The 24,700-nt window shown below is 38.4% G+C and carries 21 protein-coding genes; 13 read left to right on the top strand and 8 right to left on the bottom strand.

Annotated elements, in window-relative coordinates; genetic code table 11:
- Nucleotides 1–181: 181 nt before the first annotated feature.
- The 3 genes from ASJ81_RS20320 (at nucleotide 182) to ASJ81_RS20310 (ending at nucleotide 3,498) form a co-directional block, all read left to right on the top strand.
- Entirely contained in the window at nucleotides 182–883 is a 702-nt protein-coding gene (locus ASJ81_RS20320) for a hypothetical protein (RefSeq protein ID WP_095645946.1), read from the top strand.
- 352 nt (nucleotides 884–1,235) lie between these two features.
- Nucleotides 1,236–1,718 (top strand): PadR family transcriptional regulator, encoded by a 483-nt coding sequence (locus ASJ81_RS20315; protein WP_170943424.1) that lies wholly within the window; start codon nucleotides 1,236–1,238, stop codon nucleotides 1,716–1,718.
- Nucleotides 1,621–3,498, top strand: coding sequence for an MFS transporter (locus tag ASJ81_RS20310; RefSeq protein WP_245860371.1), 1,878 nt, complete (start codon nucleotides 1,621–1,623; stop codon nucleotides 3,496–3,498). The genes ASJ81_RS20315 and ASJ81_RS20310 overlap by 98 nt, the downstream gene beginning before the upstream one ends.
- Before the next feature lie 168 nt (nucleotides 3,499–3,666).
- Here the strand turns inward: ASJ81_RS20310 and ASJ81_RS20305 are convergent, their stop codons facing one another.
- Both ASJ81_RS20305 and ASJ81_RS20300 read right to left on the bottom strand, forming a co-directional pair.
- Nucleotides 3,667–4,128 carry a carboxypeptidase regulatory-like domain-containing protein gene (locus ASJ81_RS20305; RefSeq protein WP_095645944.1) on the bottom strand — a complete coding sequence of 154 codons (462 nt, stop codon included), beginning with the start codon at nucleotides 4,126–4,128 and terminating at the stop codon, nucleotides 3,667–3,669.
- Nucleotides 4,129–4,170: 42 nt separating this feature from the next.
- A complete protein-coding gene (locus ASJ81_RS20300) occupies nucleotides 4,171–4,656 on the bottom strand; it encodes an Ig-like domain-containing protein (protein WP_095645943.1) in 486 nt (161 codons plus the stop codon).
- Between the two features lie 559 nt (nucleotides 4,657–5,215).
- Between ASJ81_RS20300 and ASJ81_RS20295 the strand changes: the two genes are divergently transcribed.
- The 4 genes from ASJ81_RS20295 (at nucleotide 5,216) to ASJ81_RS20270 (ending at nucleotide 12,384) form a co-directional block, all read left to right on the top strand.
- Nucleotides 5,216–5,455, top strand: a complete 240-nt coding sequence (locus ASJ81_RS20295; RefSeq protein ID WP_095645942.1) for a DUF2683 family protein — start codon at nucleotides 5,216–5,218, stop codon at nucleotides 5,453–5,455.
- Between the two features lie 546 nt (nucleotides 5,456–6,001).
- The gene (locus ASJ81_RS20285; RefSeq protein WP_095645941.1) at nucleotides 6,002–9,001 is read left to right on the top strand and encodes a tetratricopeptide repeat protein; all 3,000 of its coding nucleotides are present in this window, start codon (nucleotides 6,002–6,004) and stop codon (nucleotides 8,999–9,001) included.
- A 1,101-nt stretch (nucleotides 9,002–10,102) separates the two neighbouring features.
- The gene (gene hisH / locus ASJ81_RS20275; RefSeq protein WP_095645939.1) at nucleotides 10,103–10,711 is read left to right on the top strand and encodes an imidazole glycerol phosphate synthase subunit HisH; all 609 of its coding nucleotides are present in this window, start codon (nucleotides 10,103–10,105) and stop codon (nucleotides 10,709–10,711) included.
- A 347-nt stretch (nucleotides 10,712–11,058) separates the two neighbouring features.
- On the top strand, nucleotides 11,059–12,384 hold the full coding sequence (locus ASJ81_RS20270) for an AIR synthase-related protein (RefSeq protein WP_170943425.1): 1,326 nt from the start codon (nucleotides 11,059–11,061) through the stop codon (nucleotides 12,382–12,384).
- A 200-nt stretch (nucleotides 12,385–12,584) separates the two neighbouring features.
- Here the strand turns inward: ASJ81_RS20270 and ASJ81_RS20265 are convergent, their stop codons facing one another.
- Together ASJ81_RS20265 and ASJ81_RS20260 are read right to left on the bottom strand one after the other, a co-directional pair.
- Nucleotides 12,585–13,913, bottom strand: coding sequence for an NfeD family protein (locus ASJ81_RS20265; protein WP_245860370.1), 1,329 nt, complete (start codon nucleotides 13,911–13,913; stop codon nucleotides 12,585–12,587).
- A gap of 56 nt (nucleotides 13,914–13,969) precedes the next feature.
- A complete protein-coding gene (locus tag ASJ81_RS20260) occupies nucleotides 13,970–14,752 on the bottom strand; it encodes a slipin family protein (protein WP_095645938.1) in 783 nt (260 codons plus the stop codon).
- Nucleotides 14,753–15,335: 583 nt separating this feature from the next.
- Between ASJ81_RS20260 and ASJ81_RS20255 the strand changes: the two genes are divergently transcribed.
- A complete protein-coding gene (locus tag ASJ81_RS20255) occupies nucleotides 15,336–17,468 on the top strand; it encodes a DHH family phosphoesterase (RefSeq protein WP_095645937.1) in 2,133 nt (710 codons plus the stop codon).
- A gap of 333 nt (nucleotides 17,469–17,801) precedes the next feature.
- Here the strand turns inward: ASJ81_RS20255 and ASJ81_RS20250 are convergent, their stop codons facing one another.
- A complete protein-coding gene (locus tag ASJ81_RS20250; RefSeq protein WP_095645936.1) occupies nucleotides 17,802–17,996 on the bottom strand; it encodes a hypothetical protein in 195 nt (64 codons plus the stop codon).
- Nucleotides 17,997–18,047: 51 nt separating this feature from the next.
- Here ASJ81_RS20250 and ASJ81_RS20245 point away from each other — a divergent pair, with 51 nt between their 5' ends.
- The 3 genes from ASJ81_RS20245 (at nucleotide 18,048) to ASJ81_RS20235 (ending at nucleotide 21,228) form a co-directional block, all read left to right on the top strand.
- Nucleotides 18,048–18,335 carry a hypothetical protein gene (locus ASJ81_RS20245; protein WP_170943423.1) on the top strand — a complete coding sequence of 96 codons (288 nt, stop codon included), beginning with the start codon at nucleotides 18,048–18,050 and terminating at the stop codon, nucleotides 18,333–18,335.
- A 1,669-nt stretch (nucleotides 18,336–20,004) separates the two neighbouring features.
- Nucleotides 20,005–20,562 (top strand): matrixin family metalloprotease, encoded by a 558-nt coding sequence (locus tag ASJ81_RS20240; RefSeq protein WP_095645934.1) that lies wholly within the window; start codon nucleotides 20,005–20,007, stop codon nucleotides 20,560–20,562.
- 12 nt (nucleotides 20,563–20,574) lie between these two features.
- On the top strand, nucleotides 20,575–21,228 hold the full coding sequence (locus ASJ81_RS20235) for a hypothetical protein (RefSeq protein WP_245860368.1): 654 nt from the start codon (nucleotides 20,575–20,577) through the stop codon (nucleotides 21,226–21,228).
- 136 nt (nucleotides 21,229–21,364) lie between these two features.
- Here ASJ81_RS20235 and ASJ81_RS20230 read toward each other — a convergent pair whose 3' ends face one another.
- The 3 genes from ASJ81_RS20230 to ASJ81_RS20220 form a co-directional block, all read right to left on the bottom strand.
- Complete coding sequence (locus ASJ81_RS20230) at nucleotides 21,365–21,880, bottom strand: phage integrase N-terminal SAM-like domain-containing protein (RefSeq protein ID WP_095645933.1); 516 nt, start codon at nucleotides 21,878–21,880, stop codon at nucleotides 21,365–21,367.
- A gap of 64 nt (nucleotides 21,881–21,944) precedes the next feature.
- Nucleotides 21,945–22,559: an orotate phosphoribosyltransferase-like protein gene (locus ASJ81_RS20225; RefSeq protein ID WP_095645932.1), complete on the bottom strand. Its 615-nt coding sequence runs from the start codon at nucleotides 22,557–22,559 to the stop codon at nucleotides 21,945–21,947.
- Between the two features lie 187 nt (nucleotides 22,560–22,746).
- Nucleotides 22,747–23,247 (bottom strand): NOB1 family endonuclease, encoded by a 501-nt coding sequence (locus tag ASJ81_RS20220; protein ID WP_095645931.1) that lies wholly within the window; start codon nucleotides 23,245–23,247, stop codon nucleotides 22,747–22,749.
- Nucleotides 23,248–23,665: 418 nt separating this feature from the next.
- On the opposite strand from ASJ81_RS20220, the gene ASJ81_RS20215 reads away from it, so the two are divergent.
- Together ASJ81_RS20215 and ASJ81_RS20210 are read left to right on the top strand one after the other, a co-directional pair.
- A complete protein-coding gene (locus ASJ81_RS20215) occupies nucleotides 23,666–24,262 on the top strand; it encodes a sugar O-acetyltransferase (RefSeq protein ID WP_095645930.1) in 597 nt (198 codons plus the stop codon).
- Nucleotides 24,255–24,434, top strand: coding sequence for a flavodoxin family protein (locus tag ASJ81_RS20210; RefSeq protein ID WP_212556121.1), 180 nt, complete (start codon nucleotides 24,255–24,257; stop codon nucleotides 24,432–24,434). Before ASJ81_RS20215 ends, ASJ81_RS20210 begins: the two co-directional genes overlap by 8 nt.
- Nucleotides 24,435–24,700 lie beyond the last annotated feature (266 nt).

Here is a 24,700-nt window from a genome sequence, read left to right as displayed (position 1 = left end):
TCAGTCTGCAATTTACTCAGTCTGCAATTTACTCAGTCTGCAATTTACTCAGTCTGCAATTTACTCAGTCTGCAATTTACTCAGTCTGCAATATACTCAGTCTGCAATTTACTCAGTCTATAATCTAATAATGCAGCTTTCACTCTAATTAATGTTTAGAAAATTTGGGGGAGTTTAGAAGATGAATGACGACCTAGCTGAGATAATAAAGTCATGTCCTTTACAACAACAGATTCTCTGTTATATAGAAAGTGTAGGATTTGCAACAAGTACTGATTTATCTAAAACATTCGGGAAGGGAGAATATACTTTATCCGACCCTGAGCAACGAAATGTTTTACACGCTTTTGGACTTTCAGAACCAGTATGCATGGCATTGAATGCATTAATTGAAAAGAGAGAACTTATTCCTGTGCCTTGCATGAGTATTCTTTTCGAACACTTCTCAGGCAATATTCCAGATTTGCCACTCGCCTGGGATATTTCTGAAAGTAACACTCAAATTAAGTGCTGGCTTCCTGTGATCTTTGTAACTGTTGATGAGTTCAGGAAGTTTGCAGACAAAGTATTTCCGGATAAAGCCGAGGCTGAAGCTATAATAACTGAAATAAGATCGAAACAAAAAGACTGCAACCTTAACAAAGCATATAGTGAGTGTATGTTAAAAGTGAATTCTTCCGACATCACCGTTTTGCAAGTTCCTTACAAACACTTTGATGAAGCAAGGAATAGATTAAAATCAGGAGGGGTGAACTACAGTATACACAAAGGCTGTGTACGTTTTGGTAAAAGCGAATTGTTTGTTGTGAAGAATACCGATTTGCCAATAATAACTAAGTTGTTCACATCGAGGCGTTCAAACGACGATTGTATGTATGCATGATTGATACATGTGCTTGAATTTGTCATAGTTATATTCATCAAGGTTAAGTGGATAAGAGGCGGTTTGAAAGGACATAACATTAATTTGAATATAACTATTCAATCCAGGTTAGACCGAATCAATAACTTCCTTTACTGAGATTCAACTGGTAAATTTCAGCGAGTTCATCGCCTTTAATTAATATCAATTGATCACATTTTTTTCTTTTTTTCATTATCAGCTATCTTGTACGTCTATCACTTCAAAACCATTATAATCCGACTCTTTTTAGACGACTTGGCAGTTACCAAAAAGATATAAATACTATGTCATCTACCGATATATCGTCTACCAATATATCGGAGTGCGAGTCATGGAAGAAAGTACCGACAATAATAAAATGTGTACAGAAATCAGGCGAGCTTTTCTCAAGTATGTCGTGCTGAAAATTATTAAAGAAAAGCCTACTCATGGCTATGACATCATAAAGAAGGTCGAACTTCGCTCAAACGGGCGATGGACTCCGAGTGCAGGCTCGATCTACCCAATCCTGGAGAAACTGGAGTCAAAAGGTTTCATCCGGAGCGAAGGAATAGAACGCAGGAAAGTCTACACGATCACTCCCAAGGGAGTAGCAGGACTGGACCGGATGACACAGGAAAAACTTGAACTCCTGAACGAAATGTCCCGAATCGTCAACAATGTGATTGAAGGTGACGATAACAGTGATGCTGAGATGAAAGACGATGATACCCTGAATGGTAAACAGAAGTCTGAGACGGCGCATGACTGTGATTTTCAGGATCAAGAAGAAAAAGAAGAAAAAGAAGAAGAAAACGATAAAAACGGAAGGTAATAAATTGAGTGAAAATCACAGTGGAAAGGGCATTGCATATAAGTGGGTTGCACTGTTCAATGTGACCTTAGCATCATTAATGGGCTCTATCAACGGCAGCATCATCCTGATCTCACTGCCCGCAATATTCAAAGGAATCCAGATGGACCCGACGGACCCAGGTGCGTTCCAGTACTTGCTCTGGCTCCTTATGGGTTTTGGCCTGATAACGGCTACACTGCTTCTCACTATTGGTCGTCTGGCTGACATGTATGGTCGGGTAAAACTGTTCAGGATAGGTTTCCTGATATTCGCCATCGGTTCAATTTTGCTCTATCTGACGCCTGGAACAGGCAACACTGGTGCACTTGAGCTAATAATTTTCAGGCTAATACAGGCTGTAGGTAGTGCATTTACTATAGCAAACGGCTCAGCCATAATTACGGACTCGTTTCCGGTCAGCGAAAGAGGAAAAGCCCTGGGCATAAATATGGTTGCTTTCATGTCCGGCCAGTTCATTGGCTTGCTGCTTGGTGGCGTACTGGCGACATACAACTGGCGCTATGTTTTTTTGGTTAACATTCCCTTTGCTATTCTTGGAACAGTGTGGTCTTACTGGAAAATGAAAGATATTTCGTTTAGGGCAGCCAGGACCAGCCTCGATATTGTGGGAAACTTACTTTTTGTTGGTGGGTTAACCTCGCTTCTGATAGGTGTCACTTATGCCCTGATGCCGTACGAGCATAATGGTATAACCGATGCAATGGGCTGGAACAACCCCTGGGTAATGGCAGCATTAGGTATCGGAATCGCATTACTGGTCGCGTTCCCATTCGTAGAGAGCAAGGTGGAGAACCCTATGTTCAGGCTGGAGTTCTTCAAAATCAGAGCTTTTGCATATGGATGTCTTGCCAGTTTCACGTCAGCTATTGCACGAGGCGGTGCTATGTTCATGCTCATCCTTCTGCTGCAAGGAATCTGGCTGCCGCTTCATGGTTACAACTTTGAGGACACACCGTTATGGGCAGGCATCTATATGTTACCTATGACTATCGGCTTTATGGTCATGGGACCGATTTCCGGAATGCTCTCGGATAAATACGGGCCTAGATGGATTGCAACTGCCGGGATGACTATAGTTACGCTTGTTTTCTTAGGGCTTGCTCTGCTGCCATATAACTTCGACTACTGGGAGCTGGGAATATTGATCTTCTTCATGGGCATTGGCAACGGTATGTTTGCTTCGCCTAACAGCTCATCAATAATGAATTCTGTGCCACCTCAGAACAGAGGTGTGGCATCGGGTATGTTATCAACACTGGGAAACTCGGCAAGTACATTGAGTATGTCAGTATTCTTTACTATCGTGATTGTGGGAATTCAACAAGCTTTTCCAGGCGCGGTTCAAAGCTCGTTTGCAAGTCTTGGATCTGGACAGATTGACCCGGCTTTGCAGCAACTCGCAAATTATCTAGCAGGCATGTCACCGACAAATGCGTTGTTCTCTGCCTTCTTAGGCTACAACCCAATGAATTCAATCCTCAGCTCCATGAGCTCGAGTGTCGTCAGTGGAATACCGCAACAAATCGTGACAACACTGACAAGCAACTACTGGTTCCCGCAGACATTGCAACAGGCATTCATGCCAGCGTTGAGGATTTCGTTCATAATCGGAGCTGTACTCTGTGGCATAGCTGCAGTGCTGTCGGCAATGAGAGGACAAAAGTATGTGTATGAGGCTCCCAACTCAGTTAGCAATATAATAAGTGATCTTGCAATAGTAGAGGAAACACGAACCTAATGTTTGCATATCGAGTAAGATCGAGTAAGAAATTAAAGTAACAACATGAAAAATAGAAAATCCAGAGAACAGGAAGTACGGAGAAATGACGCAGAAACAAGATCCGGTGAAACAAGATCCGGTGTTTTTTGCCTCAGCCTCTTCCAGCATAAATCTATCCAGAACAATTCAACTCTGAATTACCTTCAGAAAATAATCGCTGGTGAAATCTCTGTATCCTTCTCTCATTACTTTTATCTTGATATATCCTTCAGCTTTTCCCGAAGGCAGTTCGGGATTAGAAATTTTCAATATTACATTTCCTTTGAGATCGGTAACGCCTGAATAAGCTCTTTTCCTATCCGGGCTCCAGGCAATCACATTTGCATCTGCTATCCCACGATTTTCGCTGTCAAACACTTTTACAGGCAAGCTCAGGTTTGTTTCCTTATTGCCGCCCCCTTCAGTGGAAGGCAAGGAAAGTACGCTCATATTTGTTGTAGCATACATGGGTTTTGGAGGAGCAGGTGCATTGCTCAGGGCAGTAAGAATCGTGCAAAATCCTATAAGACCTACAACCGTAAGCACGACGATCCTTATTGGAAGCCCCAAAGTTCCTGCTTCATCGTGTTTGAATTTTTCACGCAGCATGTACCGCTCCTCCTTTCAGTTTTACTTTTGGGAGATGCACAATTACCTGGTCTTGATGATCATAACTGCATCTTTTTTCTCGTAGTCATAAAAGCCGTCAGCAACGATCTTCAGGTCCATTGTTCCTTCATTCTGGTTAGGGTCAAGCCTTACCCTTGCATTTTCCGGTGTTGTCAGGAAAGTGACCCCGTTAGCATCCGTAGTGTTTGATGCTGCTCCACCAAGCCCTCTCAAAATAACGTTTGCATTTCTTACAGGGTTTCCATCGCTGTCAGTTATCTTTACAACTGCGGTTATGGCAAAAGGGTTTTCTGCAGTACTGGCACTCACTATTATTGAGTTTCCTTTTACAGAATTACCTCCGTTAAGAGCCGTGCTTTCAACAAATACCGACATATCCTTTGTAGGAGTCGGCATGATCGAAATCAGCGTTGCAAGCGCAACCATCCCGACAACCAACATGACTACTATATTAATCGGTAGTTCCATGGCTTTTTCATCATGTCTGATAAATCTAAATTTCTTCATGTTTTACCACTCTCAAGAACTTTAGTAAGTATTATTACATGAGGTTATTAATATTTTACTACAGTCGTGTTTGCCCTATCTTGAAGCTTTAAAACAAGCGAAGAATGGAAGCTTAGTAGAGATTAGTATCAGAACTTGAGTTAGGAGAAAATCGAAGATGTATATTCGAGTTTAAAAAGAAAGAATGCGTCTTTGGTTAAGTGAGGAAGCGGGAAAAAATTGTATCGATTAACTCAACATTTTCAAACATTATAATAAATTGTAAGCTGGAATAGGATATCATTTCGTATAAATAGGTCAAAATTTAAGGCCAGTCTTCTAATGCAAAATTGATAGCTTTCAGGCAAGAAAATTCTTAACCGATGACCAATGAAAAATTATAATGTGATTATAAGCATTTACAGGAGAACACAATAAGTAACCTTTAAGAGATATTGACAATTCCAGTAGTTCTCACTGGAATGTTAAACGGGTCACTCGAAGGCCTTCATAAATTTCTTAAAATTTTGCGGAACAATACGTATTAATATGGCATTAATCTTTTGTTAATATGGTATATATGGTTCAAGCAATCATAAACATTGATGATAACACCAACCGGATTCTGAATATTATAAAAGCAAAGTATGGTTTAAAGGACAAAAGTGCTGCTATTAATAAAATGGCTCAAGAGTATGAAGAAATGATTCTGGAGCCAGAGTTAAAACCTGAGTACATTGAAAAATTGAGAAGAATACAGAAACAGGAAGTATTAGAAGTTGGGACAGTTGAGAACTTAAGAAAACGTTATGGTCTTTGATTCCTATGTATACATTAAGGATCAGAGCGGAGCTTGATAACAAGTTTGAAAAATTAGCAAAAAAGAATAAAAAACAACTTGAAATTATCTTAAATAAAGCTGACGAAATTGTCCAGGACCCTCACAGATATAAAAATTTGAGATCTCCAATGAACCATTTAAAAAGAGTTCATATCGATAAACATTTTGTCCTAGTTTTTTCTGTTGACGAGGAATCAATGACAGTGACGTTAGAAGACTACGACCATCACGATAATATTTACTAATATTTTTAATATTTCTTCAGTTTTCGACGCGAACAGGGTGAGTGCGTATAACGGCGAGCGCGCAGTAAATTTTTACAAATTTGACTTATCTTTGTTTTACTACCTTTGTAAAGCTCACTCTTGGCATATATAGAATAATTGGTAGGAGTTTTGTAAGTACCATTTTTTCGTTACCGACGTTATATTTTTTTCTGGAGTTCATTTCTTTTTATCATCAGATAATCTTTTATTGATTAATTTCGATAGTTTGATATTGCTTAATCCCAACTAAAATAAATGAATGAATGATATAGAACTAGGAAATGTGGATTCGAGTATCAAAAGTAATTCTTTAAAAGTATTCAGTGAAGTGATTGAACTCGAACCTGATAATAATGCGCTTGCATGGATTAAAAAAGGGCATGTTCTGTTAAGGCTTGAAAAGTACGAAGAAGCTCTGAAAGCATATGAACAAGCGGTAAAACTCGAGCCTAATAATACGCTTGCGTGGATTAAAAAAGGAGATGTTCTCCGAGCATTTAAGATGTATGAAGAAGCTCTTGAAGCATATGAACAAGCGATAAAACTTGAATCTGAGAATACTCTTGCGTTAATTAAAAAAGGGGATATTCTACAAATACTTAAAAAATACGAAGAATCTTTGGTAGTATATGAAGAAGTAATTGAAATTAAACCGGGGAATTTAACTGCATGGGGAGAAATTGGGCACGTTCTAGGCAAACTTAAAAAATATGAAGAGGCTCTGAAAGCATTTGATAAAGCAATAGAAATCAAGCCCGACTATATTGGAGCATGGATTAATAAAGGAAATTTTTTAGCGAATGTTCTTGAAAAATACGAAGAAGCGCTAAAAGCGTTTGGTAAAGCTATAGATCTCAAACCGAATAATGCACTTGCATGGACTAATAGAGGAATTGTACTAAGCAAACTTAAAAAGTACGAAGATGCTCTAAAATCATATGATAAAGCAATAGATCTCGATCAGGATAACATAAATGTATGGATTAAAAAGGGAAGTTTACTAGAGGAACTTAAAAAATATGATGAAGCGCTGAAAGTACTTGATAAAGCTATAGATCTCAAACAGGATAATATACTTTTATGGCTTCAAAAAGGAACTCTACTAGGCGAACTTAAAAGATATGATGAAGCACTGAAAGCATTTGATAAAGCTATAGAAATCAAACCTGATTACACTTGTGCGTTGATTAGTAAAGGAACTTTTCTTGCTAATGTTCTTAATGAGAATGAAGGGGCTCTAAGAACATTTGATAAAGCTATAGATCTCAAACAGGATAGTAAGCTTGCATGGACTAATAGAGGAGTTGTACTACGTAAACTTAAAAAGTACGAAGATGCTCTAAAATCATATGATAGAGCGATAAATCTCGATCGGGATAATATTGATGCATGGCTTAAAAAAGCAAGTTTACTAGACGAACTTAAACGATACGATGAGGCTCTAAAAGCATTTGATACAGTAGTAGAAATTAAACCGAATGATACTCGTGCATGGATTAGCAGAGGAACTTTTCTTGCCAATGTTCTTAAAAAGTACGAAGAGGCTCTGAGAGCATTTGATAGAGCGATAGATCTCGAGCCGGATGATGCTCTTGCTTGGATTAATAGAGGAACTGTACTAGGTGAACTTAAAAAATACGAAGAGTCTCTGAGAGCACTTGATAAAGCAATCGAGCTCGAGCCGGATAATACTCTTGCATTGGCTAAAAAAGGAGAAGTTCTAGGTGAAATCAAAAAATATGAAGAGGCTCTAGCAATAATTAAGAAGGCAATAGAAATTAAACCAGATAATGCCCTTTCGTGGGTTATAAAGGGATATATTTTATTCGAATTTAATAAATATGAAGAAGCTCTAAGAACATTTGATAAAGTGATAGATCTCGAGCCGGATAACGGACATGCTTGGGTTGGCAGAAGCAAAATTTTTTTTGATTTAGAGCTATATGATCGTGCTTTGGAAGCTAGTATAAAAGCGATATCTATAAAACCAAATCTTGATTATGTATGGCTAAATAAAGCACAAATTCATCTTGAAACCAAGAAGTACGCCGAATTCAGAGAATCACTCGAAAAAGCATTTAACATCAATCCTTATTCTACTTTTACAAATAATCTCTTCGCAGAATATTATCTAACCTTTGGAGATCTTAAAAACGCTTCAAAACATGTAGAAAAAGCTCTTGTAATTGATAAAGAAAATGCGTTCTCTCTAGGTCTAAGGGGCAAGATCAAAATTGAAGAACAAGATTATGTTAAATCAAGTGAATACTTTAAAAGAGCTACTTCTTCAGATTTAAGAAACCCGATATATCTTTTATGGGACTCTTATGCAAGATATCTACATGCAGAATTAGAGTTTACGTCGAATGAAAAAATGTATCAAGATATAATACTTGCAATTATAAGAGATCTCGAAAAAGTAAATATATATGCTTCTTATGAGAATAAAAGCTGTTTAAGAATTATCCCGAGTTGGTTAAAAAGATTAATTAAACTCTTAGTAAAAATTATAACAAAAATTTTTATTTATTTTAGTGAAAGTAAAATTTTAAGGCTAAGGCTATTAGACAAAAAGAACGTTGATAAAAGTGAAAAATTAATAGTAAGATTCTTACATAAAATGAACTCTGTCTCAATTAGCCTCGAAAGTCCAAAAATTGTATCTTACAATTATTATTTTTTGGGTTGTTTTTACTATAAAATTAATGATTACTTTACAGCAGTTGATTATCTTAAAAAATGCAAGAACCTAAATTCTGACTCTTATATAAAGAAATCTTCTTGCCAAATTCTTAGTAGTATTTGGGATAATAAAATGAGACCCTCGATATGGAATTGGTGGCTTTATTCGCCTATAAACCCTTGGTTTAGGAGGCTTTCATTCTTAACTCTTGTTCTTTCTTTCTTTGGGACTTTATTTCCCTCTTTAGCGAGCAAGTTAATTTTTTATGTATATAACTCAGTTTTCAACCCGATATTTACTTCTCAATTTACATCTGGTTTTCCAATATTTATATCAGTAATATCCTCAGTTATCGTTTCTTTAGGTAACTTTTTTTCTTCAGTTAATTGGCAAGAAAATACCGTACCACTAACTTTTTTGGCTTTTATTATAATTTTTGCACTTGGATCACCTTCTGTTCAGCATCTTAAAAGTAGTCAAATAGAAGTAGAAATACGTCCACCACCTACATTTGAACTTATTCCCTGTTTGATAGAGAAAAAACTCAAAGAATTAGAATCATGTGAATTAATTTAATTTCTAGATTTATTCTTTTATCGAGAAATACCAGATCTCTCGCTTGAGCTATGCAACGCATACAAGAAAACTCAAAAGATTAGTAATATTTATAGTCTATTGGTATGTATATGACGACATAACAGCAAATTTCCAATAAGAATGCTTCAATTTGTAATTCTTATAGAATTTTACAATGTATGACCACGATATTAATCGGTAGTTCCATGGCTTTTTCATCATGTCTGATAAATCTAATTTTCTTCACGTGTTACCACCCTCAAAAATTTTATTAAGTTATTAACACACGACGCTGTTAATATTTTATTACAGTAATGTTTGACCTCTCTTGAAGCTTTAAAATAAGCGAAGAATGGAAGCCTATCAAAGGTCAGTAGTGATTGAGATGTTTAAAGAAAACGAAATTGAGTACGTTAAAAATAATCTTGAATATATTAAAGACCAGCTTGAAAATCAAGTGGACTTTGAAAAGTCAACAAATTGGTTCCCTTGCAAAAACTTTGAAGTAAGCATACAAACCTTAAAGACTTTGCTAAAGTATTAAGGCTAAATATTATTAACATTTTTATAATATGGATTCACTTCTTTATTCTTAGACGTAAATACTGTTCCATAGCAGAACTTCTTGATATTTTCCATAAAAACTATATATTTATATAGTTCTTTTGACCATATTTTCCTTACTGTTATGGAATAAACTAAACAACCATAAACAAGGGGAAACAGTTTTTTGAATCAAGAATGCTCTGATGATTCAGACGAATCGGATCGTAACCGTAGTTTCTTGTGTTTTTTAGGATTGCATAAATGGAAACGGAAAAGCGGTGCATTGTGCTTTTTGCCAACAGTGCTCGAAAAACGCTACGAATGTATACATTGTGGCAAATACAAGGTGACTTTTGAAAGTGAAAACAATTCTTACAGCCTTCCTGCTGGGAGGTCTTAACTGTAAAGGATTTTATAGCCCCTTCATTTATTGCCTATTTTTTATTTTCATTTTTATCTTTCTTTTAATTAGTTTCTTCTATCCTTAAATTATCTTCTTGATACTCTTTTCGTTACTCGTAAAGTTAATCTATCTTAACTTTGTTTGTTAGAAATATGAAAAGAATTGTGATTCTCGATTACGGGCTTGGAAACCTCCGCAGTGTCCAAAAGGGGCTTGAACAAGTCGGATCAAGTCCCGCAATCTCAGGGGATCCTGAGGAGATTCTTGCCGCAGACGGTTTAATTCTCCCGGGTGTTGGCGCTTTTGTGGACGCGATGAAGTGCCTTGCACCCATCAAAGGGACTATAGAAGAATACGCACGGTCAGGCAAGCCCATGCTCGGGATCTGTCTTGGGCAACAGGTTCTCATGAGTTCTTCGGAGGAAGGAAAGCTTACTGACGGGCTTGATCTTATTTCTGGTAAGGTACTGCGCTTTCCAAAATCCGAACTAAAGGTGCCTCACATTGGTTGGAATAATATTGAAATCAAGCAGGATCACCCTCTATTCGAAGGGATCCCTGACAACTCGTTTGTGTACTTCGTCCACTCCTACTACGTGGACACGGCATCTGAAAACACCCTTGCAGCCTGCAACTATGGACTCGACTTTTCAGCATCTGTCGTAAACTCCAAAGGTAATGTTATGGGTACCCAGTTCCACCCTGAAAAAAGTGGAACTATCGGGCTGAAGATTCTGAAAAACTTTGTAAATATGTGCTGAAAGGGTTTATCTAAGAAATTACCTTTTGCTAAAACCGTTTTTTTCACTTTTTCCCGATTATGAAGTTCTGGTTCCTGCACACTTTACGATGAAGCGTCTGAAATCAACACGCTACCTCAAAATAACTACCTCAAAATAACTACCTCAAAATAACTACCTCAAGTTTAACGGAATACCTCAAGTTAACGGAATACCTCAAGTTAACGGAATACCTCAAAATAACAGATTACTAAAAATAACAGATTACTAAAAATAACAGATTACTAAAAATAGACTGATACTTGAATGCCAAACTATCCTGCCCTGCATATCTTTTAGGGCAGAAAGATCCGCAAGAGATGGTTACTATGGATATAGAAGGCTACGCAAAACGGGCTCTCAGAGAGGACCCCTCAAACGAAGCAGGGCTTGAAGCAAAGCTGGCTTCAAGAATTATTGAAATTAAGCATATAAGCTTGGAAAAAGCTCATGAGATCGCAGCTGCGGTTGTTTGTGAGGCAAAAGCGACACTTGATGTAAAAGGAGACGTGTTAAGCTCCACTTTCTCAGGAGTTTCAATGGGTGAATTCGGGGTAGGTTCAAGGGGTACAGGGGATTTCTACGTCCATTCCAAGCTAGGGGAAGTTATAGGCAAGACAGGTGCTGTTGTGGATAGCTCCCAGCTTGATGACTCAGGGGTTGTCAAAATCGGTGAAGACTACCTCGTGGTTACAATTGACGGAATTCACTCTCGTCTGAGCGACTTTCCTTTTCTCTCGGGCTTTCATGTAGCACGAGCAGCTTTGCGTGATATATATGCTATGGGAGCTCGACCTCTGGCGATGCTTTCCGACATTCATGTAGCAGACGACGGAGATGTAGCAAAGATCTTCGACCATATCGCAGGAATAACCACGGTTTCGGAACTTACCGGAATACCTCTTATTACGGGGAGCACACTCCGAATCGGCGGGGATATGGTCATAGGCGAACGTATGACAGGTGGAGTTGGAGCTGTAGGCATAACTTCTTCTCTTACCTCGCGGAACCGGACCGAAGCAGGAGACCTTATCCTTATGACCGAAGGCGCAGGTGGGGGTACGGTTTCTACAACTGCGCTTTACTACGGGATGCATGAGGTTGTGGAGGAAACCATCAATATCCGTTTTCTGGAAGCCTGTGAGATCCTGTTGCAATCCGGACTGCATAAGAAAGTCCATTCGATGACTGATGTTACTAATGGCGGGATCAGGGGAGATGCCAAGGAAATATCAAAGACCGCAGGGGTAAAACTTGTCTTTGAAGAGGAAAAAATAAGGGCTCTTGTGAACCCAAAAGTGCTTTCAATGCTTGAAAACCTGAAAATCGACTATCTCGGAGTATCTCTCGATGCCCTGCTTATAATTGTTCCCCCTGCATACGCTGACGAAATTCTTAATGCTGTCAGAGCTGAAGGCATTAAAATTGATGTTATAGGGCATGTTGATAAAGGAAGCGGAGCTGAAATCTTCTTAAATGGTGAATGCAAAGATTTTACACCAAGATTTAGAGAGTCTGCCTACACACCAGTCAAAAAAGTTCATGGAGAAGAGAATCCCAGGGATTTTGAAGAAATGAGAACAGCAATTGATAAGGCTGCGCTTGAAGCTATTGAAAAGAAACAAAAAGTCCTCGAAAAAATAAGAAGTAAATAAAGCCTTTTAAAAAAAAGCCTTTTAAAAAAAGGCTTTAGCGAAAATTTAGTAAAAAGGTTTTTAGCGAAAATTTAGTAAAAAGGTTTTTAGCGAAAATTTAGTAAAAGGTTTTTAGCGAAAATTTAGTAAAAGGTTTTTAGCGAAAATTTAGTAAAAAGGGCTTTAGCAAAAGAGAAATCGAACTGGAAAAAAGGGAACAATTACATTTTTCTTTTTACTAAAAGAGTTTCCCTTAATTTTCCAGTGATTTCGACCTCTACATTCGGTTCGATTTCCTCTTCTGAACTGGCTTTCCAGTATTCCCCGTTATAGCGGACATAGCCTGTCTTTTGAGGCCCTAAAGGATCTATGGTTTCGGCGGTTTCCCCAATAAACACTCCAATTACCGGTTTTTTCTTTCTGATCTCTGTTACTTTGTAGATTGCAAAAACCAGGAATAATCCGAAAACAACCGTAGGGGCAACAACCGTCAGGATAAGGACCTTTTGAAATTCAGGGGTGTAAATGTTTTCGCTTCCCATCGGTACAAGAAGTATACTTCCTATTATAAGGCTGATGAGACCTGCAAGCCCGAATATCCCAAATCCGGGGACTTTAATTTCAACAATCAAAAGTCCTATTCCCAAAAGAATGAGGAAGATTGCCCCTAAATTGATATCAAAGCCTGTACCCATTAACCCAAGTGCAATTGACATGATTCCGAAAATCTCTGCTCCGGCTCCAGGACTTGAGATTCCGAAAATTAGCCCATAAATTCCCAGAGTCAAAAGAAGGGAGGAAATAATCGGGTTTGAGATGAGTCCTAAAAGGGATAGTGAAAGAGGAGGTTCATAGATTTCTATTCCTGCATTTTCGGTTTGCAGGACTTTTTGTTTTACCTGCTGCCCGTTTATCTGTACTAGCAGGTTTGGGATAGAAGGAGCTATATACTCTATTACACCGCTCTTCAGAGCTTCCTGTGCGTCAAGATTTTTATTTTTCGTTATAACCTCTTCTGCAAAAGTCTCGTTTCTCCCGTGTTTACTGGCTGTTGCAACCGAGAATTTGACAAGAGCATTTATTATTTTCTCATCTGTAATGGGTTTTGTTCCCTCTGCCGACATCTGAACTGGCTGAGCTGACCCTATAACCGTGAATGGCGCCATTGCAGCAATATCTGTCCCCATAAGGATGAGTGTGCCGGCTGACCAGGCTTTCCCACCCTCTGGCACATATCCGATAACAGGCACGCTTGCATTCTCAATTGTACTTATAATTTTTTGAGTTTCGTCCAGTCCTCCGCCTGGGGTATCCAGGACAATTATAAGAGCTTCAAAGTTTTCATTTTCAGCTTTTTCTATTGCATCAGCTACAACATCATCTGAAGCTGGTGTTATAGCCTCGGATATTTCAAGCACAAGTACTTTCTGTTCAGGTCCTGCATCCACAGAGGGTATAGAAACGGCTATGAGGATGAAACACAGGAAGAAAATAAAGAAGAGATGTGAACCTCTTTCTACAGGCATGGTTATCGATCTTTTCTTGCTCATCCATTTCCTTCAGTTCTTTTTGCTGCTATAATTTTTGTTTACGCTTATTTTTGCCTTTACCGCTCTTTTCTTTCCGCAATAGCCGTAGATAAAGCCGCTATATTCCCGGTTTCAAGAGGCTGAGACTGGGTAACTACTATGAGGTTCTTTTCTCTTGCAATCTCGGCTAAAGTTTGCAGTTCCCTCAATTTGATTGCTGCGGGGACTCCCTCATAGAGAGTTGCGGCCTCTTTCATTTTCTGCGCAGCCAGGGATTCTCCTTCCGCAAGGATAATTCTGGCACGCTTTTCTCTTTCGGCTTCAGCCTGTTTGGCAATTGCTCTCTTCATCGTATCAGGCAGGGAAACATCTCGAATTGTAACACCTGTAACCTTGATCCCCCAAGGGTCGGTATACTTGTCCAGAAGCTCCTGAATTTGCTTATTGATATTTTCCCTTTCCGAAAGCAGTTCATCGAGTTCCATCTGGCCCATAACATCTCTCAGGGTGGTCTGTGAAAGGGTAGAAGTTGCGAACATATAATTTTCAACCTGAGTTATGGCAGCTCCAGGCTCTATGACCTTGTAATAAACAACGGCATCCACCTCAACCGTGACATTATCTCTTGTGATTACTGCCTGCTTGGGTACATCGATTGCAACAACTCTAAGATCGATTTTTATAGCTTTATCAACAATCGGGATAATCAGGAAAATCCCTGGCCCTTTTACACCACTTAGGCGGCCCAGCCTGAAAATTACTACTCTCTCGTATTCGTTAACCATTTTTATTGATTGTGAGAGTATTAATATTAAAACTAATAATACAGGAAGATAGATTTGACTGGCAAAGATACTCATAGTTTTTATGACCTCTTATTCCATTAATGTTTAAATTAGATTTAATAATAATTAAGTACTCTTTGTTCAGATAAACAATAATAAAAGTTTCTATAAAGTAAGTCTTCATAGTTCAAAAATTTTACACCCCGCATTATACAAATATCTGAAAGGCTATATTATTATTTAGTGTATTATTATTTATATTGTTTCCTTCTCTAGATTTCCAATTGACTTCAGTTTTTCAGATTTCGAACAACATCGGAGAAGGAAATAAGTGTCAAAAATGCAGATGCCTGATTGTGTAAAATTATAAAGAGGCTGCAAGAGACTCATTCTGAGAATTAGTTGTCTCTGAAAACACTTGTCTCTGAAAACACTTATATTTGAAACATAGAAAATATAAAACAGAGAAAAGTAAGTTGACAGGGAAAAAGGTCAGAATATTATTGGTTTTCGGCCCTTCTAAGGTCACAGAGTTAGGACAGCGTATTTAAAAACTGACAATCGGAACGATAAATATTGTCAGGTTCAAAAATGTTTTGAGCCGCAAACAGTAAGTCAAGAAAACGCAGGTTCGGAAGAACCATTGGTGTTGATATTAATGAGTAAGGAATGTCCAGACTGCCACGGTCGTGGCTATGAAGTTGTTTCAACTGAAATATGTCCTCAGTGCAAGGGCAAAGGTAAATCAAAATCAATTGATTTCATGAGAATGTCAGAAAAAAATCTTGACAGCTTTTTAAAAAATGGTGCCGCTTGTGAGAAATGTAACGGCACCGGAAGTATTGAAGTAACTACTCCCTGTAAAACATGTAAGGGGCTGGGAAAAATATACACATGCAAGATTTGTGGAGCACGTATTGAGAACCCTCAGGATCCCGATGAAGACGTATGCGATTCCTGCGCCCATTCTCAGTACGTTTATGCCCTTGATGAGTCCTGCGACCTTAAAGACGTGGAGGCCGGAAAACTTTATCATGGGATAGTGAGCAGTAAAGCATCTTTTGGGGTCTTTGTGGATCTTAACCCTCACGTAAGAGGGCTCATGCATTCTAGCAATGTCGGAATTCCTCCTGAAGTAGGGGATGCCGTGATTGTACTGGTAAAAAGCATCAAAACCGGAGGAAAGCTGGATCTGATCCCTAAAACTCTTAAAAAATACGAAACTATTGAGCTTGAAAAGGAGCTTCCACTAAAAAACTCAGCTGAAATCGACTCCAGTATGAAGGGCAGGCTCCTAAGAATAGAAGGAGAAGTAATTCAGGTAAAGCAGACGAGTGGGCCCACGATTTTCACAATTAGCGATGAGGGAGGCTTTGTGCCCTGTGCAGCCTTTGAGAGTGCAGGGAAAAGGTCCTATCCGCATATTGATGTAGAGATGATTGTTTCCATTACTGGAGAAGTGACTCTGCGAGATGACCAGATCCAGATCGAGGTCATGAGCATGAAACTGCTGACAGGAGAGAAGGAAGCACTTGTCAAGAGCAGAGTTGAGAGAGTAATTGACGAAAAAGCAGCTCCTGCAGATATCCCTTTCCTTATCAAAAGCGAAATTATGGAGAAACTTAAACCCAGGATGCTCCATGTCGCCAAAGAAATCAAAAAAGCTATTCTCCATTCAACCCCGATTATTCTAAGGCATCATGCCGATGCTGATGGTATTACCTCGGCAATTGCAATTGAGAGGGCGATTCTGCCCCTTATTACGGAAATTGGAGGAACGGATGCAGAATATTACTTCTACAAACGTGCCCCTTCGAAAGCTCCTTTTTATGAACTTGCCGATGTTACGAGGGATATTTCATTTGCGCTTGAAGATCTTTCAAGGCACGGTCAGAAAATGCCACTTGTAATCCTTGTAGACAACGGATCAACGGAAGAAGACGTACCTTCAATGCGGCAAGCCGGAGTTTATGGAATCGATATGCTTGTTATTGACCATCACCATCCGGATGAGATTGTTGACCAGTACCTGATAGGACACGTAAATCCTGCGCATGTGGGAGGGGATTTCGGGGTTACTGCCGGAATGCTCTGTGCTGAAGTTGCTCGTATGATCAATCCCAAGATTAGCGATACAATAAAACATCTTCCAGCAGTTTCTGCAGTTGGAGACCGTTCAGAGGCTCCGGAAGCTGAAAGGTACATTTCTCTTGTTTCGGACCGTTATACCCTTGAAGAGCTGAAAGAAATGGCTCTGGCTCTGGATTATGAGCAGTTCTGGCTGAAATTCAGCAGTGGAAAAGGCATTATCGATGACATTCTGGATCTAGGGGACCACGACACTCATAAAAAACTGGTTTCCCTGCTCTGCGAACAGGCAAATAACATGATACAGGAACAGCTTGAAACCTGCCTCTTTAATGTCAAGTCTCAAAAACTGTCAAATGGGACTATTATGAATGTGATAGACGTTGAAAACTACGCCCAGAAATTCACCTTCCCGCCACCAGGAAAGACCTCAGGCGAAGTTCATGACATACTTACCAAACGGTATCCGGATAAACCCGTGGTAACTATCGGATACGGTCCTGACTTTGCAGTCATCCGTTCAAAGGGCGTGCTTATGAATATTCCAAAAATCGTCAGGGAACTCAGGGAAGAAATGAAAGGCGCAGGTGTCAGCGGAGGAGGACATCTGGTTGTAGGTAGTATCAAATTTGTGGAAGGAATGAGAACTGAGGTGTTATCGAAACTTGCCGAAAAGATAGCATCCACCGATGTCGAGTATTAAATGGTTTTAATACTCTTTTCTTCCTTTGCTTCTATTCTGAATAGAGAAATTTCATTCTTAAATAGTCTATTTTTAAAAATTGGATTCTTGAATCTACATACTGTTTATTCTTAAAACTAAGCAGATAGTTTTAAACAGCTGCAAAAATTTCAAAAAAGAATGGAAAAATTTAGGAAACATTTCACTTGGAAGTGGAAAAGTGACCACAGCCTTTTAAAGATTTTGTCTTTTTAGAAAACACTAAATTTTTAATTTAAAAAAGGACTTTTTATGTATATACCTTAATAGAAGATAATGTTTATAATCCTTTGCTTCAGCTTTTTCTTTTAATCTTCATTTTACTGCAACAAGCTCAGGGACGAAAAAAGTATACTTGAAGAAAGCTGCAGGGAAGCAATAATCCTTTGGAATGACTTCATAATTGACGGTCATAACCGTTACTCCATATGCAGCAAGCACAACTTGTCCTTCAGAACTGTTGAAAAGCAGTTTGAAACCAAGAACGATGTATGTATTTGGATGATCCAAAATCAGTTTGCAAGACGTAATCTCACAAATTTTGTACGTGGGGAGCTGGGCTTGAAGCTGGACGTATTTTTTAAGAAAAAAGCTGAGGAGAATAGATCTAAAGCTGTCATTGCTTCTAACATAAATAGAAAACATGTAAACAAAGAAAACTATATAGACCCAGTTTCGCAGAATTCTGCGAAACTGGAAGTTCAAAGCATTGACGTCCGTGAAGAAGTAGCAAAAGCAGCAGGCGTAAGTCACTTTACAATCCCCCAAATAAAAAGGATTTTCCGGGCTGCCTCCGGCAAGCAAAATAAGCTATCTCAAGAGTTATTTTGCGTTTATGATCCAAACTAGTAAAGCAGGGATCGACGAGAACATCGTCAAAGTAAGTGTGCCCGCCGAGCCAAAAAAATTAAGTTTTTAGATTAACTTATTGCATTTTTATCTATCACTAGCTTTTTCCGGGCAGTGTACCTAAAGTTCTGTAAGTGCGACAAGAAGTTGAGTATTTTTGCACATGCCCCCGAAAAGGTATACGACGAGAAGTTATACCATCGATTGCAGTATAATTCGACTTTCTATCCATTCAGTTCCGTTACGAAAAAAATTATGATAGGGATTTACTGAATAATTAGAAATTTAGGAGTATATGTGTTTCCGTTGCAAAAATAAGAAAGGGAGGCTGAGAAAAAATTTTGGGATTATTTAAAATGGTTGTACTTCTTATACGCCTGCTCGTCCCCAACTAACACTCTTTTTCAAATAAGATTAAGATAGTTTCTAATTTTGTTAGCGAGCATTAGCCAAATGAAGTTTATCGAGTAAAATAAGATAATAACAAGCGCCCTTGGAAGTTCCCAGAACGAGCCCGGGATAATATACACAAAAAAGATATACGTCATAAATATTGCAAAAATTATATATAAAGATCTCTCAAAAACACTGGGAGGGCGCATATCATTATTATGACCTTTAGGAATAAAAAATTACTTAAGTTTATTATAAATAGGACGGGTATTATATGAGGCTATCTCAAAGAAGAAAACGATTGACTAGGCTAGGACTTCTGAAATAAGTACTGTAAAAACATTTAAATATTTTTAATACTGATATTATTATGTAGACCCTAATTAGTGGGTCTTCTGGGACAGACTTTCATCGAATCTGTTCTAACCTCAGCCTGGGCGGGGTTGAGCTCCCGCCCGCCTACCTTTTACTTAGTCCTTGTTTTTGTTTTGAAGCTTTTCAAGCAGGCGTCTGTATGGATCCTTTGCTTTTGATTGGTTCTTGAGGTACTTCTGGCATGACAAGCATGTCTAAACTATTAGTTATGATAGTAAGTACCTTCTAAGATTATTATATTATTAATTGTACGTCATTCTGCAAGGATCATATTTTGATAGTGTTTTTGTATCTACGAAAAAAATTGTTTCAGAAAACGACTAAAACAAGGGTATAAAATTCCTTATTTCAGTTAGTTTTTGCAATAAAAATTAGGGTGTTGCAAGAGCCTAATCAAAAAGAAAGTTTTCACATTTGTTCATTGTTTTGGACTGAAAGTTAATATATATAAAGTAAAAAATTACACTCTTCGAACTCTTGAATTGCTTACGTCAGTATAGTCAGAGTTAAGCTGTTTATAGACAAAAAACGCTGTTTATATTAATTTTTAACTTAAAAAAGACTTATATACACTAAGATTGAATAATGTTTTCTTTTATACTTATTTCTGAATATGAGTTGAGGCATATACTCAAATAAATAATTTATGATTAAATCATTAAATAGTATAAGTGTTGGAAAGTAATCCAGACTCAGAATTCGTTTGAAAATTGCACTGTTAGGGAACCTGTACACAAAAGTTATAAAGAATTAATAAAAATGAGTTTATGGAGTTTGAAAGCACCTTCCAAGTTCTCTAAACTCCATAAGATACGCCCCAGGAGGCATAATAAGTTAGCTTTGCATATATTTAAGCTTGCTTACTTTTGCCTCCTGGGGAAAAATATACAGGAGGCATAAAATGAAGCATGGTAAAAGACTGTTAATGGGAATGCTGTTATTGACTATATTTCTGGTAAATTTAGCAGCTCCGGCGTCAGCATACTCGTATGGTGGATATAAATGGAACGCAAATTATGTAGTTCCTAAGATAGACTCTTCAGTTCCAAGCTCTTGGACAACTGCTATAAAGGCAGGTGCAACTGCATGGAATAATGCAGGTGCAGCGTTCACCTTCAAATGGATAACAAGCCTAGCCAACAACAAGGTATATTGCGCAAGTGCTGGAGATACATATTTAGGACAATCTACTCCAACCCGTGATGGGAATTATAACATAGGTTATAAAACGTGTTTTAACACTGATTATTCTTGGTCAACCGCATCAGGTGGAGAATCTGGAAAGTGGGATGTGCAGAGTGTGGCTACTCACGAATTCGGGCATTGGTTAACTTTGTATGATTTATACGATTCTACAGATTCTGAGAAAACAATGTATGAGTGGACAGCTAGCAACGAAATAAAGAAGAGAACTCTTGATTCAGACGATATAAACGGAATCAAACATATTTATCCTTAAGGGGTGATGACAATGAATAAGAACATAAAATATATGATTGTTTTTTTTGGAGCAGTTTCATTGATAATATTAAGTTCTCTAGCATTGTCCGGCTCACACGATGTTATTAAAAATACAAACAGTCCCTCACAAGATAACACTAAACTTTCAAATAATGATATGCCTTTATATAGTAAATCCAGTGCGTCCCTTCCACTACTAGATAATGAAGAATTGAGTAACCGTTCTGAAATGATTATAATAGGTACAGTGAAAGAAACACTTCCAAGCAAATGGACTTCTGCTGACGGTAAAAGACCTAAGGGCATTGATTCATTTAGCCTGGAGAACTCCATCTACACCGATATCACAATAAATGTAGACAAGTATCTCAAAAACCCGTCTTCATCTAAAGAAGTCACAGTGAGACTAGATGGCGGGACAGTAGGAAATGATACTTTAGAAGCTGATTATGAACCAACGTTCAAACCAGGTGAAAAGGTTCTACTTTTTTTGACGGACGATGTTGTTGCAGGTACTAGTAAAATAGGGCCAAAACATTTTAGAGCCACAGGATGTATGCTAGGTAAGTTCACATTGACTGATGATGGGAAAGCGGTAAGACGTGATAAAACTGTCAATCAGGATGAACTATTGAGCGCAATTAAAAACAAATCATCTGTTTAAGTAGCCTTTTAAGGCTACATAATTTTTGTGATGATTAGTTAACATGGAATTTGTGAGACTGTTGAGAAAGTAGAATTTCAGAAAAATTTCTATGAAAGGAAGAAAATTAACTTTTCTTTCTAAACTTTTTCTAAAGCTACTTTTCAATCAGAGCCCGATCTCTATTATTACCGCAATTATTTAAAAGTGCTTCAATATCTGGCTGCGTGAGCAAGTCCTCAGGTAACTTTCTACTTTGCTGAGGCTTTATTGCTATTGCTTTCGCAGCTTCATTGTTTATGCCCTTTAAAAAAGCTTTTACTGTTGCTAGCTTTACGTATTTGGTTCCCTCTTTATATTTTTGAGGGTTATTTTTTCCTTTGTATACCTGTTTGTCAAGGTATTCGCAAAAATCTAGTATATCATCTTCAGTCAATCTTTCGAAAGGCACCTTACACCAAACACCAAACTGCGTTAAGAATTGGTAATGGTTCACAAGAGTGCGTTCTCGCATTCCAGCTGCTTTTAGTTGCCGAACATGCTTTCGAATTGCCGCATAATTTTCGCCTAACATCTTAACTTGTGCACTGTCAAAATAATTTTGCCAGTATTCCAGCTCATTCCCCATAAAAAGAAAAAAGAAGTAAAAGGTTAAAAAGGCTTGCCTTTCCATCACATTTCACTTGGAAAGGCTTTCAGTTCAAAAAGATACTACGATTTATTCTTGTCTTGCCTTTTTAGTCCAGGCGTACAATCCTTACAAGGGATTGGATCGGGACATTAGCAATCATATCTGCGCCTTTTTTATCTACAAGAACTACTACAGCCCTTGGTTTGGCGCCCATTTCCCGAAGCTGCTCAATTACCTCCATAGTTGTGGAACCTGTGGTAATAACATCGTCCACGATCACGCAGTTCTTGCCTGCAACGCTTCCGAAGTTTCTGCTTATTGTCCCTTTATGACCTGGCTGGACTACATCCTGTCCTTTACGGGAATGATAGAGGGCAAAGTCAGCTCCCAGTTCATTTGCCATCATGCTTGCTAGGGGAATGCCGCTGGCAGCGACACCGACAACAACGTCGACTTCGGTGTTTGTTTTTTCCAGAGTCTCAAGTACCATGTCACAGAGCGCAAGTGAGATGTAGTGGAGCCGTGTAGCACTTTTCCCTATGCTGCTCCAATTTACGGAAATATCCTTTGGAGCGGGGGCTGCTACTTCTTTTTTTGAACGGGTTAAAAGCCAGGTCACAGTTTCCCTTGAAACATTGAGTTCGTCGGCAATCTGGCCGGTTACAAGCCCGTTACTCTGCAATTCCACAGCTTTCTGGATTAAATCTTCTATGTTCTTCATGCCTCCATTCCCACCTGAATTTTTATCTGGCTGTATTTTTCGGCACTTTTCTCTGCATTTTTTTCACGATTTTACAACTTATTCGCAATACTTGCCTTGAATACTGCCTGGTAAACTATGTTCAAATGTATATTCTCTCAATTAAAGACACTATTACATTATCAAGCATTATATCTTTTTCTTTAGCTCAAAAATAACTCTTTTCTTTTCTACTTTTTTTCCTCTTTTTCTTAAGAGGGGAACCGCAGATAGGGCAAACATCCCCTTTGTCAAAAGTTTTTTTGCAGCCTATACACTGTTTTTGCCAGATAATAATATCCTTTATTTTTTTCTGGGCAATGGGCTTAACCTGAATCCCAAGCTGCACTGCAACGTTCTGGACTGCATAATCATCCGTAAGCAATAAGCCCCTATCCCTATATTCAAGAGCCTTTGCAAGGATTTCCAGGTCAGTCTTTGAGAGTTCTTCCGAGTCCCGCGTGAGCTCAGCCATTTTCCGAACCTCTTTTACCATTTCGGGATCTGGCCATTCTACACGTAACCCTCCTTCTTTTGCAAGATCAAAACGAAGGGAAGCATCCCCACTTTTTAATTCTTCTGCAACCGAAGGAACGGTAATTATGAGAGAACTGTCCAGGTCACAGTTTCCCATTATAAAAACCGCTGAGTCTGCTATGTAATAGGTCATTTTTCTTCTCTTTTCTCTTTTAGTATATAATTGATTCCCGCGAGTCCCATCCCGGCAGAGTTGCGGCCCTACAGCCCTAGTTTCGTCTCGGGAAGACTGCGCTCTTTTCAGCAGCTGGCAGCTCTTTTAGTGTGTCTCAAATTCGGAATAGGAAGCAAGAACCTGTTTTGCTCATTTGTGTTTCGCTTACTCAAAAAGACTAATCTCATACGAAGTTTCAAAACTCTATTTTGCCAAATTTGTTTCAGTGTGAAAAATCGTCCGCTACTTATAGTCACTGTTTCGTAATTATATAAAAGGTATACTCCAAAATTTGTACATCAAAAGATAATGTGAGTTCATAAGGGACAATTGCTGCCTACTACAATCAAAAAGCTTAAAGTGGTATCATCATATTGAAATATATAAGGAATTTAAAATGAAAGAAAAAGAAAAAATGATAGCAGGCAAACCTTACAGAGCTTTTGAGGAAGAACTGATCGCAGAACGTCAGGCTGCAAAGGAATTGATTTTTGAATTTAATTCTCTCCATCCAGGTAAAACTGAGCAGCGAAACAAAATTATTCAAAGACTCTTTGGCAAAACAGGTAAAAACTTCATTATTGAACCGCCCTTTCGCTGCGATTACGGATATAATATCTCCATAGGGGAGAATTTTTACGCCAATTATAATTGCACGATTATCGACTGCGCTAAAGTTATCATCGGTGACAACGCTTTTATTGCACCCAATGTGAGTCTTTTTACTGCAGGACATCCCGTACATCCTGATATACGGAATGAACAGTTGGAATATGCCCTCCCTATTTTTATAGGCAACAGTGTTTGGCTTGGAGGTGGCGTTATTGTGAATTCTGGTGTTACCATTGGCGATAACGCCGTCATCGGTTCTGGAAGTGTAGTAACAAAGGATATTCCGGCCAATGTAGTAGCTGTTGGCAGTCCGTGTAGGGTCAAACGCAAAATTACAGAAAAAGATAAAATTAATTTTTTAGAGATGCTACATGATGAATAAAAATATACTGATACTTACAGGTAGTCCACGGAAGAACGGGAATAGCGATATGCTGGCAGATGCCTTTATGAAAGGAGCAAAGGAAAAGGGGCATACAGTAAATAAAATAGAAGTGGCAAAACTCAATGTTAATGGATGCAAAGCCTGTATTATGTGCTGGACAAAGGATTGAGCCTGTGTTCAATGTGACGATATGAAAGAAATTGAACCATTACTCGAGAGTGCAGATATGCTTGTACTGGTTTCCATTTGTATTCGGTTAAGGATTTTGAGCTGCTGATCTCGATTTCGACGGAAAAACTCAAACCCAAATGTTTAGTGTTTAAATTGAAATCGATATCAGATTCCAGTTTTGCATTTGATGAATAATTTAACAAATTTTATGAAAATCAATGCAATTGATAACGATTTTTCCTTAACCGATGACCAATGTACTGG

The sequence above is a fragment of the Methanosarcina spelaei genome, from assembly GCF_002287235.1.
GTDB classification, from domain to species: domain Archaea; phylum Halobacteriota; class Methanosarcinia; order Methanosarcinales; family Methanosarcinaceae; genus Methanosarcina; species Methanosarcina spelaei.
This window is presented reverse-complemented; position numbering and strand designations above follow the sequence as displayed.